The sequence below is a fragment of the Pseudomonas fluorescens genome, assembly GCF_001623525.1.
In the GTDB taxonomy this organism is placed as follows: domain Bacteria; phylum Pseudomonadota; class Gammaproteobacteria; order Pseudomonadales; family Pseudomonadaceae; genus Aquipseudomonas; species Aquipseudomonas fluorescens_Q.
The window spans coordinates 2,382,057-2,397,840 of the sequence record NZ_CP015225.1 but is presented as its reverse complement, the minus strand read 5'-3'; the positions used below and the strand labels follow the sequence as shown (position 1 = coordinate 2,397,840).

The 15,784-nt window shown below is 52.7% G+C and carries 13 protein-coding genes and 2 pseudogenes; 7 read left to right on the top strand and 8 right to left on the bottom strand.

Going from position 1 to position 15,784, the window contains the following annotated elements; all coding sequences use genetic code 11:
• Nucleotides 1-509: 509 nt before the first annotated feature.
• The 4 genes and pseudogenes from TK06_RS32730 to TK06_RS10170 form a co-directional block, all read right to left on the bottom strand.
• Entirely contained in the window at nucleotides 510-818 is a 309-nt protein-coding gene (locus TK06_RS32730; protein ID WP_063321961.1) for a hypothetical protein, read from the bottom strand.
• On the bottom strand, nucleotides 811-1,980 hold the full coding sequence (locus tag TK06_RS10180; protein WP_063321960.1) for a DUF3800 domain-containing protein: 1,170 nt from the start codon (nucleotides 1,978-1,980) through the stop codon (nucleotides 811-813). The genes TK06_RS32730 and TK06_RS10180 overlap by 8 nt, the downstream gene beginning before the upstream one ends.
• A gap of 61 nt (nucleotides 1,981-2,041) precedes the next feature.
• A complete protein-coding gene (locus tag TK06_RS10175) occupies nucleotides 2,042-2,410 on the bottom strand; it encodes a hypothetical protein (protein ID WP_063321959.1) in 369 nt (122 codons plus the stop codon).
• Between the two features lie 120 nt (nucleotides 2,411-2,530).
• A pseudogene (locus tag TK06_RS10170) lies at nucleotides 2,531-2,993 on the bottom strand (Lrp/AsnC family transcriptional regulator).
• A 131-nt stretch (nucleotides 2,994-3,124) separates the two neighbouring features.
• Between TK06_RS10170 and TK06_RS10165 the strand changes: the two are divergent.
• A complete protein-coding gene (locus TK06_RS10165) occupies nucleotides 3,125-3,319 on the top strand; it encodes a hypothetical protein (RefSeq protein WP_063325127.1) in 195 nt (64 codons plus the stop codon).
• Nucleotides 3,320-3,773: 454 nt separating this feature from the next.
• Here the strand turns inward: TK06_RS10165 and TK06_RS33020 are convergent, their stop codons facing one another.
• Complete coding sequence (locus TK06_RS33020) at nucleotides 3,774-4,139, bottom strand: hypothetical protein (protein WP_063321957.1); 366 nt, start codon at nucleotides 4,137-4,139, stop codon at nucleotides 3,774-3,776.
• Nucleotides 4,140-4,389: 250 nt separating this feature from the next.
• Between TK06_RS33020 and TK06_RS10150 the strand changes: the two genes are divergently transcribed.
• From TK06_RS10150 to TK06_RS10125, 6 genes and pseudogenes are all read left to right on the top strand, one after another.
• Nucleotides 4,390-5,064 carry a hypothetical protein gene (locus tag TK06_RS10150; RefSeq protein ID WP_063321956.1) on the top strand — a complete coding sequence of 225 codons (675 nt, stop codon included), beginning with the start codon at nucleotides 4,390-4,392 and terminating at the stop codon, nucleotides 5,062-5,064.
• Nucleotides 5,057-5,764, top strand: a complete 708-nt coding sequence (locus tag TK06_RS10145; RefSeq protein WP_063321955.1) for an RES family NAD+ phosphorylase — start codon at nucleotides 5,057-5,059, stop codon at nucleotides 5,762-5,764. Before TK06_RS10150 ends, TK06_RS10145 begins: the two co-directional genes overlap by 8 nt.
• Before the next feature lie 4 nt (nucleotides 5,765-5,768).
• Nucleotides 5,769-6,200 carry a hypothetical protein gene (locus TK06_RS10140; protein WP_063321954.1) on the top strand — a complete coding sequence of 144 codons (432 nt, stop codon included), beginning with the start codon at nucleotides 5,769-5,771 and terminating at the stop codon, nucleotides 6,198-6,200.
• A 117-nt stretch (nucleotides 6,201-6,317) separates the two neighbouring features.
• The gene (locus TK06_RS10135; RefSeq protein WP_063321953.1) at nucleotides 6,318-7,100 is read left to right on the top strand and encodes a hypothetical protein; all 783 of its coding nucleotides are present in this window, start codon (nucleotides 6,318-6,320) and stop codon (nucleotides 7,098-7,100) included.
• Between the two features lie 36 nt (nucleotides 7,101-7,136).
• Entirely contained in the window at nucleotides 7,137-7,718 is a 582-nt protein-coding gene (locus TK06_RS10130; RefSeq protein WP_153044832.1) for a hypothetical protein, read from the top strand.
• 41 nt (nucleotides 7,719-7,759) lie between these two features.
• A pseudogene (locus TK06_RS10125) lies at nucleotides 7,760-8,771 on the top strand (DUF4113 domain-containing protein); the annotation flags it as partial.
• A gap of 206 nt (nucleotides 8,772-8,977) precedes the next feature.
• Here the strand turns inward: TK06_RS10125 and TK06_RS10120 are convergent.
• From TK06_RS10120 to TK06_RS10110, 3 genes are all read right to left on the bottom strand, one after another.
• Nucleotides 8,978-9,901 carry a putative phage abortive infection protein gene (locus tag TK06_RS10120; protein ID WP_063321951.1) on the bottom strand — a complete coding sequence of 308 codons (924 nt, stop codon included), beginning with the start codon at nucleotides 9,899-9,901 and terminating at the stop codon, nucleotides 8,978-8,980.
• Nucleotides 9,902-10,143: 242 nt separating this feature from the next.
• On the bottom strand, nucleotides 10,144-10,443 hold the full coding sequence (locus TK06_RS10115; protein WP_063321950.1) for a hypothetical protein: 300 nt from the start codon (nucleotides 10,441-10,443) through the stop codon (nucleotides 10,144-10,146).
• 2 nt (nucleotides 10,444-10,445) lie between these two features.
• On the bottom strand, nucleotides 10,446-15,782 hold the full coding sequence (locus TK06_RS10110) for an RHS repeat-associated core domain-containing protein (RefSeq protein WP_063321949.1): 5,337 nt from the start codon (nucleotides 15,780-15,782) through the stop codon (nucleotides 10,446-10,448).
• Nucleotides 15,783-15,784: the final 2 nt, after the last annotated feature.

The window sequence follows — 15,784 nt, the reverse complement described above, 5'->3', positions numbered from 1 at the left end:
CAAGTCCAGAATCAAGTCTTTTCCTGTCTCGGCAAGAAAAGAAACCCCCTAAATTTCAATGAGTCGGACGCCAGATACGAGTCTCGTTTCCCGCTCCAAGATTCAGAAAAAAGCCACTCAGATGAGTGGTTTTTTTTGCGTGCGCCAGGCATGGCGCGTTGCGTGTAAGCGCAACCAGCTTGGTCGTGGTGGCCACGCTGGTGACTTGGAGGTGAAAGTCCTCTACACACCCGGCAAGGGGAAGTGTTAGCCAGAGGCAAGGGTGTCGCGGGTGACTGCGAATCTGAAGGAAGCCCGAGGCAAAATGCTGGCCTGACGAACAGGAAGCGGATTAGGCGGCGCAGCGGGGTAAGACGGCGTAAATCGTCAAAGCCCGATACTTGCACGGAACGCTGTGACGTAGATCCGACAGGCATAAGCAGGAAGGTCGCGCGAATTACCCTGGGAGATCTGCATGCTTGCCACTGTGCTACCGGTCGTCGAGAGGCAACGGGATGAACGTGCAGAAGTCAGCTGAAGCCGTAGTAATCACCGAAACCGGGTGAATGAAGGGCCGAACAGGTTATGCCGCCAGTAGGCGTCAGAGTCTCGTTAAATACCGAAATGCAGAAATTTCTCCCAGAGAAAACTGTTACTCCGAGTCCGGACAGTATCCGAGCAGCTTCGTACTCTGCTACCTCGCCGGTCACGCCCAGCAGCTTGCCAGTCAGGCGATAAAATCTACGCGCAAGCACCTTGGATTCTTTCAAGATCTCTAGGATTTCATCCTGGATCAATCTAGCCTGCTGAGGTTCGTTGCAATGACTGAGCTCAGTCATCCGCAAATGTTTCCAGGGCAGCGAGCAGCTTGGTTAGCTCAGTAAGGTTGGCAGTGACGATGTCATATTCTCCTCGGCTGCTGACCCGATATACCTCGCGGGCCTTTTTAACTCGCTCCAGAAGAGGCACAACGATTCCTGATGCTCGCTGCAGGAAATCGGCGATGTCCGCACGCGTCTGGGGAATTTTGTAGCCCTTCGCCGCACTGGTGATGATGACGTCCGCATCGCGAAGCTTGGCGATGCCGCTGGAGCGAATTCGCTGGCCGTTGACCTCTCCGAACCCGCTGTCTTTTAGGTGGGCCATAATCTCCGTAGTCAGCACGTAGTCCTTGGTGACGAATTCGCTTTGGAATCTCAAGAATCTCAAGATGCTTAGCTGCAGGCGCTCATCTTCATCAGGGTTCTCACCGAACCGCTCGCTGAAGCGGTCGGCTTGGCGGAGAGCTTCTTGGTGTACCTGGTGGTCTGCATACCCTGATTCATCCGTCGGCGGCGGCAGGAGAGACTGGTACTTGGATGGCCACTCCAGCATTCCAAGAGTCAGGCTGCGGAGGATTTTCTTGTAGGCAAGAACTGCTTCTTCCGAAGCCTTCTCCTCGTATATTTGAGCCACTGAGCCAGCAAAAAAATCTGCAACCTGAACCAAAACGTTGTTCTTGCTGGACGTCGTCTGGAAGGCATCCTGATCGCCAAATAGGTCGTCGACGAACCGATCTAGAACATAGCTTCTGAGGCTTTCCTGAAAATCCTGCCCTCCATGTTCGTCTACGATCATCCGGAGGTCAGGGTACGCGTGGAACAGACGTTCATAGAGCAACCCGTTCACGTATTTTATGAACGAGGTCTTGATACGAAGGCCGCCATCTTTGTGGATTCGAGATTTATCAACGACGGTGAAGTAAAGCTTAAATGGCAGCTCGGATAGGTCGTTGAGGATCCTGGCACGGCGATCTGCATCCTTGAGTTTCAGGCTGCTTGATTTGATCTCGCCTGTTTGAAAATGACGCTTGCGGAGTGCTTCAGCTTGGGCATAAGCAGCGTCCAGGTCTTTCTCTGCCACTAGAATGGAGCACACGATGAAGAAGCCCGAGCTTCCACCCTTTGACGTATCAAGGTCGGTATTTCCGGACTCATCCACGAAAGCATACGTTCTGTCCATGAGCTTGCTCCATCAACAACTTACTGAGCGCGGCGGCTCGCCCAATGGCAAGGTGACGACCTCAATTCGTCGCAGTGGTGGTGCCCGGAGCGGGGCCTTCGCTGAACGTGTAATTGATGACCACGTCATTACGGATCAGAACGTCGAGAGTTTTCTGTGTGCCAGTAGTCGTCACCTTCATGGTGACCACGTAGCTTTGAGCATGAGCTGAGCCGTTCGTGTAGGTGTATATCCACTTCTCGTCAGTCTCACTGACTGCACTCTTGGTGTATGGCTCACCGAACAGCGACTTCAATTCGGTCGTCGTAGTTTTGCCTTTGGTAATGCTCGCTACACTAGCCGAGGGGAAGTCTCGGCCTGCGGTGTAGTGCGACGTAGCGCAACCGCCAAGTGCGGCACACATCACCATGACTGCGATGAGCTTTTTCATATCCATCCTTGATCGTAGAAAACTCCTAATCTAGTTGGCATTGAAGCCAAAAGCCATCAACATATTGAAGCACCCTACCAGCTTGACCTTTGTACCTCGCTACCTAGTAAATGATTGCCCTCAAGTCTCCTCGACCGTTGTCGGGACGCTTGGTTCTACCTTCACATTGACCATCGAAACCAATGTCTTGAATCGCTTGACGTTGTTGCTCTCAAAGAAAAGCGTTCTGGTCAGTTCTGTGTATTGCTCCATGTTCCTGACCGACATGATGAGGATGAAATCGCACTCACCTGCCACGTGGTAGCACTGCTGATCCTGTGGACAGGCCAGGAACGCGTGCTTCATTTCATCCAGAAGATCCAGACGTTCATTCTCAACTTCTACTTCTGTCATCACCGTAAGCCTGTAATCCAAATGGGCCGGGTCTAACGGCGCCACAGTTTTGCGAATTACTCCGTCCATATTCATCTTCTTCAAACGACGATTCACCGGCAGATGAGGACATGTTTACGCGAGCACCCAAGTCTTGCTGGGAGAAGCGCTCGCGGATTTCACGGTTGTTAGCGCGACGGACGGTAACCATGAACGGGGCCTGGGTGCTGTGCGGCAATCAGAATGGCGATTTATCCTGGTGCCATTTACCGGATGTGCGTGCTGGTACGAAAAAGGAGAGTGTCGGTACACTGCGGTGCGAATTTTAGATCGGGTCTCGCCATGAACCTCACAGATGCCACGCTCGTACTGCTGCTCGCGGCACGTATTCATGGAACAGACGAAGCCGTCAGGGCTTCGGCGAAGAGCGTGGTCAAGAAGTTACCGCGCAGCAAACGTGATCTGATCTACAAGGTGATTGACAGCCGGAGCCCGCTCCATCTCGTGGGTTTTCTGGCAGAGAATCTCGATGATTGATGGATGTTCAGCGATAAAATTCTTTCTGGTTTAACTGACCCTTTTGCGCAGCCTATTGCCGGTCAGCTTGGTGAGGTGAGAGCGAGTGTCTAGAGAGCACGCAAATGGTGATATTCATCATGGATGGCCGGTTTTTATTGCGAAGGGGGTCTCTATTTGGCAATAATCTCGCCCCCGTATTCTTCTGTCAGCCCTCCATCCCTCTCATTCGGGGGCTGCGTTTTGGAGAAGTGGGTAACCCGGCCTTCGTGCCGGGTTTTTTGTTTATTGGGAGCGGGGCTTTTTCTTCTCAATCGACTTCGAGCGACGATCAGAGGTAAGCGTCTGCCTAACAGCTCTTGCTTCCTGATCAGCCCCTCTGAATAGAATGGGTCCACCTCGTAGAGACTCCGCGCCGCCCGGATGATCACTGGGCGTGTGGCCGGTCTCAGGCCGCTCGAAACATTCTCGGCAGTTATGCGGCGAGCTCGATATAGCTAGACTCCCCACCCCCGGTCGCCCCCGACAACCAACCCCATACAAAGGTAAGAGTGGTACGCCCCTCGTGATCAGCACCTACCGTGCCACGAGACCACCCAGCAAGAATTTCGCCTTCCGTAGTTAGGCAATGAAACAGAAGCTCAATGGTATCGGGCCCCGTCACGCGTCCAACCTGATGACCGATGCGAATCCGGCCACCTTGGTATGTACTCGAAATGGACTCTCCCTCAATGTGGTAGTGAAACACTGTGCCCGCACCGGATACCCCGTGGGAGTTGTCCGCTACGGTAAATCGGCGATTATTCAAACGCTCACTGATTTGGGAAAAGGGGACTTCCATATTAACTCACGTCCTTAGTTGAGATTTTCATTTCCAGCCTTCGGCGATCCTAGGCCTTTTTGTCGCGCCTCATCAAGGCAGTGCCTTGGCTATCAGGGGAGCGCGAGTCCCAGCGATACGGGCAGATGGGTTCACTGGTCGTTTACTTTCCTCCCAAGCGAGTCTTTTGAATCTATCAAATGATAAGGCTCAGAGTTACAGAGGATATGCTAGAGTTGGATAACCTAAATAACCCTGCAGGGTGATTTCCATGAGCGTCGTTTTAGACCAATCGGGCGTTTCCACTTTGGTCGGCACGCCCAAAGAGGTACGGGCCCGCCTGAGCCGCTCGCATGCGGATCGAGTGCTGGTCGTGTCTTTCGATCACATCAAACCCAACGTTTTTGAAGCATTGGCTGAGAATTTCGCAAATGTGGCGTCCTCGATGTACGAGGTTTTGCAGGAGCGCCAAGACTTGAATTCCCTGGAACGATTGGCCGAAGTCTTTGTTACGCGTAAGCCGCCTTCGCCCCGTTTGCTCAAGGAGGCGGCGATGCTGGTCCAAGCTCGCAAGGCGGTCTTGGAGAGTGGCGACTGGCTAACCGCAGCCGACATTGCACAAGTGGCGCAGTTAAGTACCCGAAACCCCAGCGCCCAGCCCAACAAGTGGAAAAAGCAAGGTCAGATCTTCGCTATCAATCATGGTGGGGTCGACTATTTCCCCGGTTACGGTCTGGACCCGGATACAAGCTACCGACCGTTGAAGGCGCTGGCCAAAGTCATTGAGATTTTCGAGGGGCACAAGGACAGCTGGGGTATGGCCTACTGGTTCCGTTCAGACAACAGTTTTTTGGGCGGCAAAAAGCCCCAAGACCTATTGGCATCGGTACCTGACCGAGTGATCGACGCGGCACTGGACGAGATTCAAGGCATCGCCCATGGCTAAGCGCAGTGCTAAGGGCAGTGAACGTGGGGCTCCGCCGTCGGATGATTCGGCGGCATCCGTGACTCCGGTGCCTGAGGCTACGTTGTACGTCACGTTCACTGAACTGGCTAAAGGCGAAGTGCTCCATCGCGTGCACCACGACAAATACCAGCCAGATCAATTCAACCCAGGTGTGCAGGGCAATGCACGCTTCAGCCCGATCCAGAATGATCAGGGGCAGGCGATTCCAACGTTGTATGGTGGTACGACAATAGAGTGCGCCTTGATGGAGACCGTCTTTCACGATGTTCCCCATACGCCAGGCTTCAAGAGTTTCGATAAAGGAAAGCTGGCTGGACAGGTGCACTCCGCTGTCCAGATCGATCAACCGCTGCAATTGGTCGATCTATCCAGCGTTCCCCTGCGCAAATTGGGCATCACCCGTAAGCAGTTGATCGACACTGAGAAGGATCAGTACCCGGCGACGCGCAAATGGGCCGAAGCGATCCATCGCCAATGCCCGGATGCGCAAGGCTTGTATTGGGTATCCAGGCAAGACGATTCTGCACGAGCTGTGGTTCTTTTTGGTGACCGTATTCCCGGAGGTTCGCTTCGTCCACAGGGTGTTTCGCGCAGCCTGGTAGACGATCCTATTGTTTACGACGCGGTGCTCGATCTGGCAGATCGGATTGGTGTCGCCGTCATTGCAGGGAAAAACTGAACGAATGGTCGAACAGTGTCCTGTGATTCGTTTCTCTGAGATCGAAGCGGCCGTGCCTACGGCCCCTGGTCTTTATGAGATCGTCACTGACCAGGGCGAGCTTCTGAAGGTGGGCATTAGCGTTAATCTTCGTAAAAGGCTTATACAGCACCGACAGTCGAGGCAGTCTCGCTTGAAGCTCAAGGATGGAGGTGAATGGAGTAACCCCTCTGACGTTGTAAGCAAGCAGTCGATCCTCGCCAAGCATCTTTTCTTCTCAGGGCAGGTCCTGGGTTATGACTTGCAGACCGAGGCTGGCCGGAAATGCTATCTGGAAGAGAAGTGTCATATTCTCATAACGCCTACCACGACCCGGGACGAGGCACGGGCAATCGAAAGGGTGAAAGAAAAAAGCGGCGCCTATCGATTCGGAGGCAAAGTCAGGCTTTCATGCTGAGACGCTCTAGTACAAACGTACATGGATAAAATGGAAACGACCCACGCGGTCACTAACGATATGGAATGCTCATATACGGCTTCCACACGACGTGAATTCAGAAATTAAGGAGGCCAGTTGGATCAACAGGATGAGAGCGAGGTTCGGGATCGAAACAAACAGAACCGAGTAAAAAAACTCTATGAAAACGTCGTGATAGGAAATTTCCTATACGGTCTTGGATTCGCGGTGCGGTCATGTTTGGACGCCAATACCTTGCTCCCGAGCGTGGTCAACTTGCTACAGCAGACTCCCGCGGACAGGGAGCTGGCAGACGTACTGTTAAGCTTTCCAGGTGTCGTGCGACTGATCGAGTTCAAGATGAAGGGCGCCAAGCTTTCAAAGGAACGGATAAGGCATCGATTACTCATGGCAGCCTTATCAGGTGAGAATCGCGCTTTGGTCGAAACGTCGAGAGGCCTGCATTGGTACGTCGAGGTTGACACCAGCGACACTGAAACTCCTTTGATATCCCGGGTCGTTCCATACCTTGACGCTTTCGATACCGAATGTCTGGGATTGACTGCGGGAAGTCTTGAGCGATTGGTAGAGCAAACTGCGTTGGAGGCCACCCGCGAGCTCGACCCGGTATCGCGGCAGCGTTCGGAAATATATCTGCGGTTTCTACGCAATATACAAGACGGCGATCCGGTAGACGCAGGTGGCGTGCTCTTGGTCATGGGCGCCGGTGGTGCAATGCATTTTGCTCAGCTGCGGGACATCTGTGACTTGAGCATGCCGCATCGGGAATGGTTGGAACTAGAAATGCGGGGTTCGGAGTTCGAGCGATCTATTCCTTCGCTGGAGCGAAGCAAAGAATATCCCCGAAAGCGCCGCGATGGCCCTGAACATACTATGTGATGGGAATGGAGCTATGTGATGGGAATGGAGGAAGACTTGAACGAAAATGATCTAAGCCTGCGAGCGATGGCCGTTGCCGCCAAGGGCATAATGGGCGCCGCAGAGAAGGACAGAAAGGCTGCCGAGCAAGCGATTACGCGTCTAGCGGATTTGGAGAGGCGAGTCGAGCAAAGTCTGCAGCAGGTACCAACGGCGCTGAGAGCTTCCACTGCGCAGATTGCTGAGTCAGTTGCATCCCAAGCGGCCAAGCTACTAGTCAGCAAGTTCGAAGAGGCTGACGTCGCAGCGCTTAATGCTGCACGAAAATACCAGGCGGCCAGTGACAGTCTTAAGCGTCGATTCTGGCTCACCATCGTAGCGATTCATCTTGGCGTGGTCTTGCCTCTAGCGCTGTTGTTTTTTTTCGCAGTGCCCAGCACAGATGAAATTGCTAAGAGGAAACAAGAGATAGCGACGCTTGAGCACAACATCGCAGAGTTGAAGCGACTGGGTGGAGGCGTGGAAATTGAAGAGTGCGACGGGAGCCTTTGCGTGCGAACACGCGAGATCCCAGGAGAAAAACCCTATCACGACAAGGCAACTGAAAAAAAAACCTATCGACTCGTCTGGACGAAGTGATGTCAGTTTTCCGGCTGACGTCCAATGTGATGATCTGGGCCGTGATGAACCTCCTTGAATCGATGGTGCCCGCGGTTGAGGTGTACAGCATTGATGAGGCTTTTGCAGATCTGACGGGTATTTGAGGGGCTGGATGCTCTCGGCCGCAAGATCCGCAGCCACGTGCTGCGCTGCACCGGTATTCCGGTTGGGGGGCATTGCTCATACCAAGACTTTGGCAAAGCTGGCTAACCACACGGCCAAGCGTTTGCAGGGGCAGACGGGTGGGGTGGTCGATATCTGCGATCCGTTCAAGCGCGACTGGGTGCTGCGCAATACCGACGTCTGTGAAGTTTGGGGTGTAGGTCGCAAGATGAAGCTGCACCTGGAGGGGATGGGCATCAAGACGGCAATGGATTTAGCCAAAGCTGATCCATGGACGCTGCGTAAGAAATTCAGTGTGGTGATCGAGAAGACGGCTCGTGAGCTGGCGGGGACGCCGTGTCTGGAGTTGGATGAGCCGGATCCGCCCAAGCAGGAAATCTGCTGTAGTCGGATGTTCGGCAAGCGTCTCACCGAGTTGGCGCCTATCAAGGAGGCGGTAGCCACCTACATGATGCGAGCTTCGGAAAAGCTCAGGGCGCAGAAGTCGCTTTGCAAGAAGGTTCGGGTCAGCTCCGTACCGGCATGTTCAACCCGGAGGAGGCGAAGTACGCCAACGGGATATTGATTGAGCTGCCGTATCCGACTGACGACGTGCGTCTTTTGACGAAAGCGGCAGTGGATGCCTTGGATAGGGTTTTTCGGCCTAGCTTCAAATACAGCAAGGCTGAGGTGTTGCTGATGAACCTCTGCCAGGCGGGGGAGTACACCGATGATCTGTTTGCCACGTCGCAGCCTGCTGATGCGGCGAAGTTGATGGCTGTGTTGGATCAGATTAATGGGCGATGGGGCAGGAGGACGCTGCGCTCTGCGAGCGTGCCTGGCGACCCTGATTGGGGAATGCGGCGGGAGATGATGAGTCAGAGCTGTACCACTAAGCTGGATCAGCTATGGCGGGTTCATTGTCAGTAGCAAATTGCGAGCGTACAGGAGGCAGGTAACGGTTCCTGGGTTACGATGGCGCGATCGGCAGCTGTCGGTCAGAAGCAGTCCACGGGACTGCAGCTAGCTCGGGACACTAGCCAGACCTATGAACCGAGCGAAAGATTTGAACTTCTCATTAAGTTCCATAATTCAAACTTGCATAAGTGTTGCTCTGATGTAACCCAATGCTTTAATTAACATTGCGCTACGTTGTGTACGTTCTTGAATTGACTATGGCCAAATGCTGCTTGGTCGTAAAATAGCTCGGTGTCTTGTAGTAGATTATTGATTTTGCTGTCAATAACGAAGGGCATATGCTCTAAAAAAGCGTAGCGTTCTATGAGCAATTTGAAATTCCAGTAAGTGTCTTGAGGTTCAGTGCAATAGCAGTATACAGCTAGAAGTTGAGTTGCGTCATAGTTCAAGAAGGATCTGAGAATGTTGCTATACATTTTTTCGTTATTTGCGAGCTTGCAGTGTTTAATTGTGCCTTCATTGAAGTTGAAGCCTATCTGGCTGTCAGGTACATTCATTGATATAAATTTTAAAATTTGATATAGAACTCTAAAATAGTGGCCACATAAGCCATTTTTCTCTTCAAGGGCATGTTTGGCTTCTGCTAAATTTGAAACTGATTGATCAAACACAGTTTCCCTGACAATATCAATATCCGACCTTCCATTGGTCCATTTGCCTGTTGGTGCTGATATTTTCTCCAGTGCTTTATTGTGTTGGTCTAGCAAAGAAAAAAAAGTGTCTTCGAATTGTTGTTTTATTTGTGTTTTCGATTGCTCTCTTAGCGAAGATTCAGATTTTTCCTGTGCTAACGCTGAGCGCTCTAGTTCTTTTCTCGTTGATTCGAGCTCTTTGCTTTGTAGGACAATGGTTAGTAGCAGGGCAATTAATCCAAGGAAGCTTAGCAGCGGGTTAAGCGTGCCGCCTATAAAGTCGCCAAATGTTCCCCAGTCGGCGTTCTGACTGCTAAAGCCATCATTAAACTCCATAAGATAAAAGGCAAAGACCACCCCCACAACTCCTGTCGCGAAGGCTAGTATCCATGCTAACCATTTGAACAGACGCGCAGGTGTCAAGGTTTCAAATTTATGTTCTAAACTCATGCCTCATTCCTCTTGGGCATTACAAGCATATTGAATGCCGGTTTTAGGCAGCTTAAGCGACCAGGATGAATTAATTTACTCTATTGCTGGATTGATGGTCAAAAGAAAAAAGAGACTTGGAGTGCGGTCAAGGGTCGTCGCTCGTATCATGGTATTTTAATTTTTATTATGATTTTTGAGCTGTGAAGTAGAGAGTAGGAGGCGAAACTTTCTGTAAATAAGTTTATGGGTTAATGATTGGATTATGCTCCGCGTATATTAAGTATGATAAATAATGATAATAGTAGCGCAGAAATGGCTACTGCTAGGGCATAGCATATGCCAAAGCCGATTTTAATAAAGGATGCTTCATCTGCAAAAGTTTGATGGCCAACGTATCCGCCAGCTGTTGCGGAAAATATGATACCGATGACTAGGATGTCGTATGTTTTATAATTTGGTGCGATGATGGGAATCGCAATTGTATAAAGTATACTTATAAGTGTGGTGGCTGTAGCTATAATCATAATCGATGCAATGATGCTTTTTTTTATGGTTGTCATTTTTATTTAGCTCCTGAGAATAATTTCCAAGCCAGATTGTTTAGGTTGGCTGTTTCGCTTTTGCAGTTGTTGAGTATTATTCCGTTGCTGTGGTTGTTTGCTGGAATGTTTAATTTATCGAAGGCAATGCGGTAGTATGAATCCATAAAGGCGGGGCCGACTTTTTTTGCCTCGCCATTTTTTAATGACTGCTCTGCCGCACTTATATCTTCTGGTTGGTTAAGGTTCCAGCCCTCCAAGTTGGCAGAGTTGCCCCAGCTGTACGTGGATTCAACAGAGCCGTCGTGATTTGTGGTAAATGTGAATGTATGCGTAGCCGGGTTTGACCAAGAGCGTGCGGAAGTGCCAACAACAGATAGGTCTCGATTTGTGACATATGTATCTAGACCTAGTGGGTCGGTGAGTGAGGCGGGATTTCCTAATGCATAGATAAATATGTTGATGCCGCCCGCAAGTTCTATTGGATCCTCCGAAATAAATCGTCCAAAGCTAGGGGAGTAATACCGCGCACGGTAATAGTAGAGACCGGAGCCATCATTTTCCCGCCCCGTGTACTGCAGACTGTTAGCACTGGCGGAGCCACTGGTGTTGGTATGGCCGTAAGGGCCGTACGTGTATTGGGTAGTGGATGAACCGCTGCTGTCAGAAAGTGCTTGGATTGATCCCAGTGCATCAGTCAGATAGGTGTAGGTGCTGCCACTGGCCTCGGTACGGCTGAACACTTCGTCCAAACCGCCCGTGAGGAAATTTGTCTGAACCGTCGGGGTGACAGTACCGGTCAGTTCTTGCACCAAGTTGAGGCCGTCGAAAACATAGCTGGTGGTTTGGCCGGCAATCGTCTTTTGGCCACGTCTGTTGGCCGCGTCATAGCTAAAGCTACCAGACGTGGTACCTGTAAGCGTACTCAGGCGCTGACGTGAATCCCAAGTGTAGGTATTGCTGCCATCACTGGTCATGTTGCCATTGGCGTCATACAGCAAGGAGGCGCCGCTCCATGCCGTCAATTGGTTAGCTGCGTTGTAGCTGGTGGTGCTCACAGCATCGGGGAGGGTGGTGCGGGCCAAGCTGCCGCCAAGCTGTACCCGTTGGCCAGCATTATCGTAGCCATAGCTCAAATTGCCGAGGTTGGCGCCGCCCTTGGCGTAACTGAGGCTGACCAACTGGCCGGCATTATCGTAACCGTAACTGACGGTCACCCCGTTGGGCAGGGTCAAAGTGGCACGACGGTTGTCCGCATCATAAGTGAAGGCCGCGCTTTGACTGCCGTTGCTCAGATTGGTCAGACGATTGCCGACGTCATAGGTGTAGTTCACCGAGGGCTGGCCCGTGACAGTCATGCTGGTACGACGATCAGCAGCATTGTAGGTGTAGGAGACGGTGCCTTGTGTTGTTGCTTCGCTGAGCAGGCGATCCAGATCATCGTACCCGCGGGTGATTGTGCCTCCCTGCGTGTCCACAATCTGCGTCAGGCGGTTACCACCGTCGAAGGTGTAGCCAACGGTGGCATCTGGAGCTGTCAAAGAAGGACCACTGCCGATCAAGGTTTGCCCGAAGGCCGATTGCGTGCGCCGATTCAAGGCATCATAGGTGTAGCTGGCGATCACGCCATTGCGGGCGGTCCACTGTGTCACATTATCCAGGCCGTCGAGGCCGTAGCTTTGCGTCGCGTTCAGTGGGTCGGTGTAAGACACTCGGCGATCGCGAGCGTCGTAGGTGTACGCATGCACTCCGTTCTTAGCGTCAGTGACACTCAGGAGATTACTGTTCGTGTCATAAGCAAAGTTGGTCACGCTTCCTAACGGATCCGTAACCTTGATTTTACGGTCCAGTGGGTCATATTCCGTCATGGTACGACGCCCCACGGCGTCAGTTATTGCCATGACGCGCCCTACGTTGTCGGTGAAGTAGCTGGTGGTTCGCCCTAGTGGGTCGGTAACGCTCGCAAGGTCTCCAAGAGAATAGCTCAGGGTCGTGTTCGCTCCGATGGGGTCGGTGATCTGCGTCAAGCGCCCTTGGCTATCTGATGTGAATTTCACAGTATTGCCCAAGGGGTCGGTAATTTGCGTCAGACGCCCCAAACTATCGTAGCCGTAGTTAGTGGTATGGCTGAGTCCATCGGTATAGCTGGTGAGTTGATTGAAGGTGGAGTCGTAGGTATAGCTCTGCGTCACTGCCTGCGAGGTCCCTTGCAGCCGGGTCACGCTGGTGAGATTGCCCAATCCATCGTATGCATAACCAGTCACTCGACCCAAGGCATCAGTGACGGAGGTCACCAAATTGGTGGTGGCGTTACGTTGGAGGCTATAGCTTTGTTGTTCGGGTTGACCCAGGCCATAGGTGTTCGTTGTGACGTAGCCTGCTCCATTGAATGCCAAGCGTTCGATATTACCGCGGGGATCTGTTACGTCCGTCTGGGTCACTTGGCTGCCACTGAGGGTGTACGCAAATTGGTAGGTGCCTGCAACGGAACTCCCAGGTCCAAGAATTTGTTGTGAGACCCGGCCATTGGCATCGTAACTGTTGCTCAGCAGTACATTGCCGTTGGGTCGTGTGATGGTCAGCATCTGGTGTGAGCTGTCATAGGTATAGGTTTCTACGCCTCCATTGGCGTCAGTGACCTTCCAAAGATTTCCGTTGCTGTCGTAGGTATAGCTGACTGTGCGGCCCATGTTGTCACTGGCCTGCGTAATGCGGTCGCTGGAGTCATAGGTGAAACTTATCCAGTGCCCATTGGGGGATGTCACTCGCTGCAAGTTGTTAAGGGAGTCTCGTGTCAGTGTGACCGTGTTACCAAATCGATCCATGGCTTGGGTCATCGCTGCATTTTGCAGACGAGTGTTGTTCTCTGCGTCCGGGAACCACATTTTTGAGCCATCTTTGAGCTTGAGCAGCCACGGCCATGTGCCGCCGACCCATGAGATGGTTGCCCCCTGGAATCGATCCGAGGGTGACCCATTGTGTTGGTACACAGCATCCCCGTAACTGGTACCCGACGAAGTCCGGTTGAAGTGAATGCGTTCACCGTTTGAAAGAATCAGATCCTGATAGGTCCAAGGGCTGGTATCGCCGACCATGAAAATGTCATAGACGTGATTGGTACCGATGCCGAAGGCTCGTGACCGAGTGTCCTCGGAAAGGTAGGTGCGAGTTAAGATCAGTGGAAGGGTATCGGCGACAACCAGGTCGGTGTGCGGGTATGTGAACAAGCCCGTGGACGTATCCACTGGCTCGGCCTTGTCACTCGAAGCAACCCCCAGCAATTGGTTGCCTCCACCGGCCGTTGGATTCTTTGCGGGCGCTAGAGACGGCACACTGACCATGGCTCCAGTGAACTCATAAACGCCAACCCCATCTCCCGGAATAACTTGTTTTCCATTTTGTGAGACAAGCCCCTCACCATAGACATACCAACCTTTATAGACGGGGTCGTAAGTCCAGAAGTCCATCGCGGAGCCGGCCGGGCGGCTGTTGTAGTTGGGGTAAATGATCTGTGCAGCCTTAAAACTGCTTGGATCGATGGCTTGCAGATTTGCGCTGCCTGGCTGAATGGTGAAATACACCGGGATGCCGTGCGTAGGAAGCGGAAACGGTGTGCGGTCAACTGGGATGGGGGTAATGCTGACGGAGCTGACAACGGCGCCGTTGGTATCTCGGATGACGGTTCCTTTAGGGATATGCAACGCCAGCCCTGGAATATGAGGTGTTGTGACGGTCACCTCTTTTGTAGTGGGGGATGGCAGGCTTACCGCGTGTTGTGTGTCGGTACGGGGCAGCCAAATGGTGTATTGCAGGGACTGGGTTTTGCCATTCTCAAAGATGACAACCAAATCATCAAAAAATCCATATTGACGACCTGGTTTGTTGGCACCAGAGCCATCGATTCTGAGCGTTTGATTTCCGGTACCGATACCACTCAGGAGAAAGCGACCAGTAGCGTCGGTAACGGCGCTTTGTTCTCCCATCTTTAATTTCACACCTACAGCTGCCTTTCCATTCATCAACAGCACCTGGCCCGCCAGTGCCGTGACTCCCAAAGGGGCTTGTAAAGGGGGGAGGTCCTGCAAAGGAGAAGGTGGACGTTTGGTGCGCCAGTCACCGGTTAAATGCTCAGGACCGGGGACCCAGTCCTCAGGGCCGGCGTTAACCATCTCAGAGTCGGCAAGTGGGGCCAGCGGCTTGGTTTGGTCATCAACAGCGCTAGAGGGGGTGGTGCTGGTTGGCGCAGTGTTGGCGGTCAGGGCCTGCGTAGTAAAGGTGTACCCCGCCAGTGTAAGTTGAGTGCCGCTCGCATCTGTGGCGCCGCTGACAAACACACTGTAATGCGTATTGGGTAATAGCTCCTGCGTCGGGACAAAAAACACCGCTTGCCCGTTTTCTACAGGCGTTACTCTGCCGGTAATTTGACCGGTCGGGCCTATCACCGTCACAGTGTTGCTGTTCAGTGACGTCACCGTCATCGGCTTGGAAAAATGCAGGCTGATCCAGCTGTTGAGACCGACAGCGTTAGCATTAGCCGCAGGCAGACTGGCTTGCGTTTCTGGAGGACCCTGCAGGGAGGTTGACGTCGCTGGCAAGCCTGATTGGTTCTCCTCCAGTGAGGAGAATTTTTGCCCGGCGGGGTCATAAAGCTCGCTACCCGCCACTGGTTTGTCACTTTGGTCTTTGCCGCCCTGGATCAAGATGGAACCGGAAGGCAAGGTTTGCGCGGTATGCCCATAGCGGGCAGTCGATAAGCTAACCGGTAGCGTATTCACCGTCCCCGTACGTGGATCCCACAGTTCGGCGCTAGTCACCGCCGTTTTTTGAGGCGACAAGCCTGCGACTAACAGAACGTGTCCATCGAGCAAAAGGGTAGCCGTATGCCGGGAGCGGGGCGTAAAAGCCGCACCGGTAACAAGTTGGGTCTGCTGCTTCTCGATGTTGATGCGCTCGGCCTGGCTAAGGGGGCTGCCCTCTGCTCCCACACCGCCAACGATGAGTACCGTTCCATCGGGTAACAAGGTGGCCGTATGGTCCTGGCGTGGGGTATTCAGGTTGCCCGGGAACAGCGTTTCAGTGTTTGTCACTGGATCAACCACGGTCAATGTCGCGAGTGTCACGCCTTTTTCCGAACCTCCACTGAGCAACCAACGTCCATCAGGCAACAACGTAGCGGCCTCACCTGCGTGACGCGTAGGCACGCTACCAGCAGCGCCGCCAATTGCCGAAGCGGCGCTCGCTTGGGAATTCATCATGCTTAGCGCAAGCCAGGCAATCAGCAGTAACGAGCAATGTGTCATCTGCCGTAACCAGATCTTGGTTTTAGAGAATGCACCACAACCGGAGTAATTCCCTTTCATGG

Bases quoted from the DNA above. Each gene is read 5' to 3' on its own strand.
- TK06_RS32730 (WP_063321961.1), bottom strand. From the start codon at position 818: ATGACTGAGCTCAGTCATTGCAACGAACCTCAGCAGGCTAGATTGATC.
- TK06_RS10180 (WP_063321960.1), bottom strand. From the start codon at position 1,980: ATGGACAGAACGTATGCTTTCGTGGATGAGTCCGGAAATACCGACCTT.
- TK06_RS10175 (WP_063321959.1), bottom strand. From the start codon at position 2,410: ATGAAAAAGCTCATCGCAGTCATGGTGATGTGTGCCGCACTTGGCGGT.
- TK06_RS10165 (WP_063325127.1), top strand. From the start codon at position 3,125: ATGAACCTCACAGATGCCACGCTCGTACTGCTGCTCGCGGCACGTATT.
- TK06_RS33020 (WP_063321957.1), bottom strand. From the start codon at position 4,139: ATGGAAGTCCCCTTTTCCCAAATCAGTGAGCGTTTGAATAATCGCCGA.
- TK06_RS10150 (WP_063321956.1), top strand. From the start codon at position 4,390: ATGAGCGTCGTTTTAGACCAATCGGGCGTTTCCACTTTGGTCGGCACG.
- TK06_RS10145 (WP_063321955.1), top strand. From the start codon at position 5,057: ATGGCTAAGCGCAGTGCTAAGGGCAGTGAACGTGGGGCTCCGCCGTCG.
- TK06_RS10140 (WP_063321954.1), top strand. From the start codon at position 5,769: ATGGTCGAACAGTGTCCTGTGATTCGTTTCTCTGAGATCGAAGCGGCC.
- TK06_RS10120 (WP_063321951.1), bottom strand. From the start codon at position 9,901: ATGAGTTTAGAACATAAATTTGAAACCTTGACACCTGCGCGTCTGTTC.
- TK06_RS10115 (WP_063321950.1), bottom strand. From the start codon at position 10,443: ATGACAACCATAAAAAAAAGCATCATTGCATCGATTATGATTATAGCT.
- TK06_RS10110 (WP_063321949.1), bottom strand. From the start codon at position 15,782: ATGAAAGGGAATTACTCCGGTTGTGGTGCATTCTCTAAAACCAAGATC.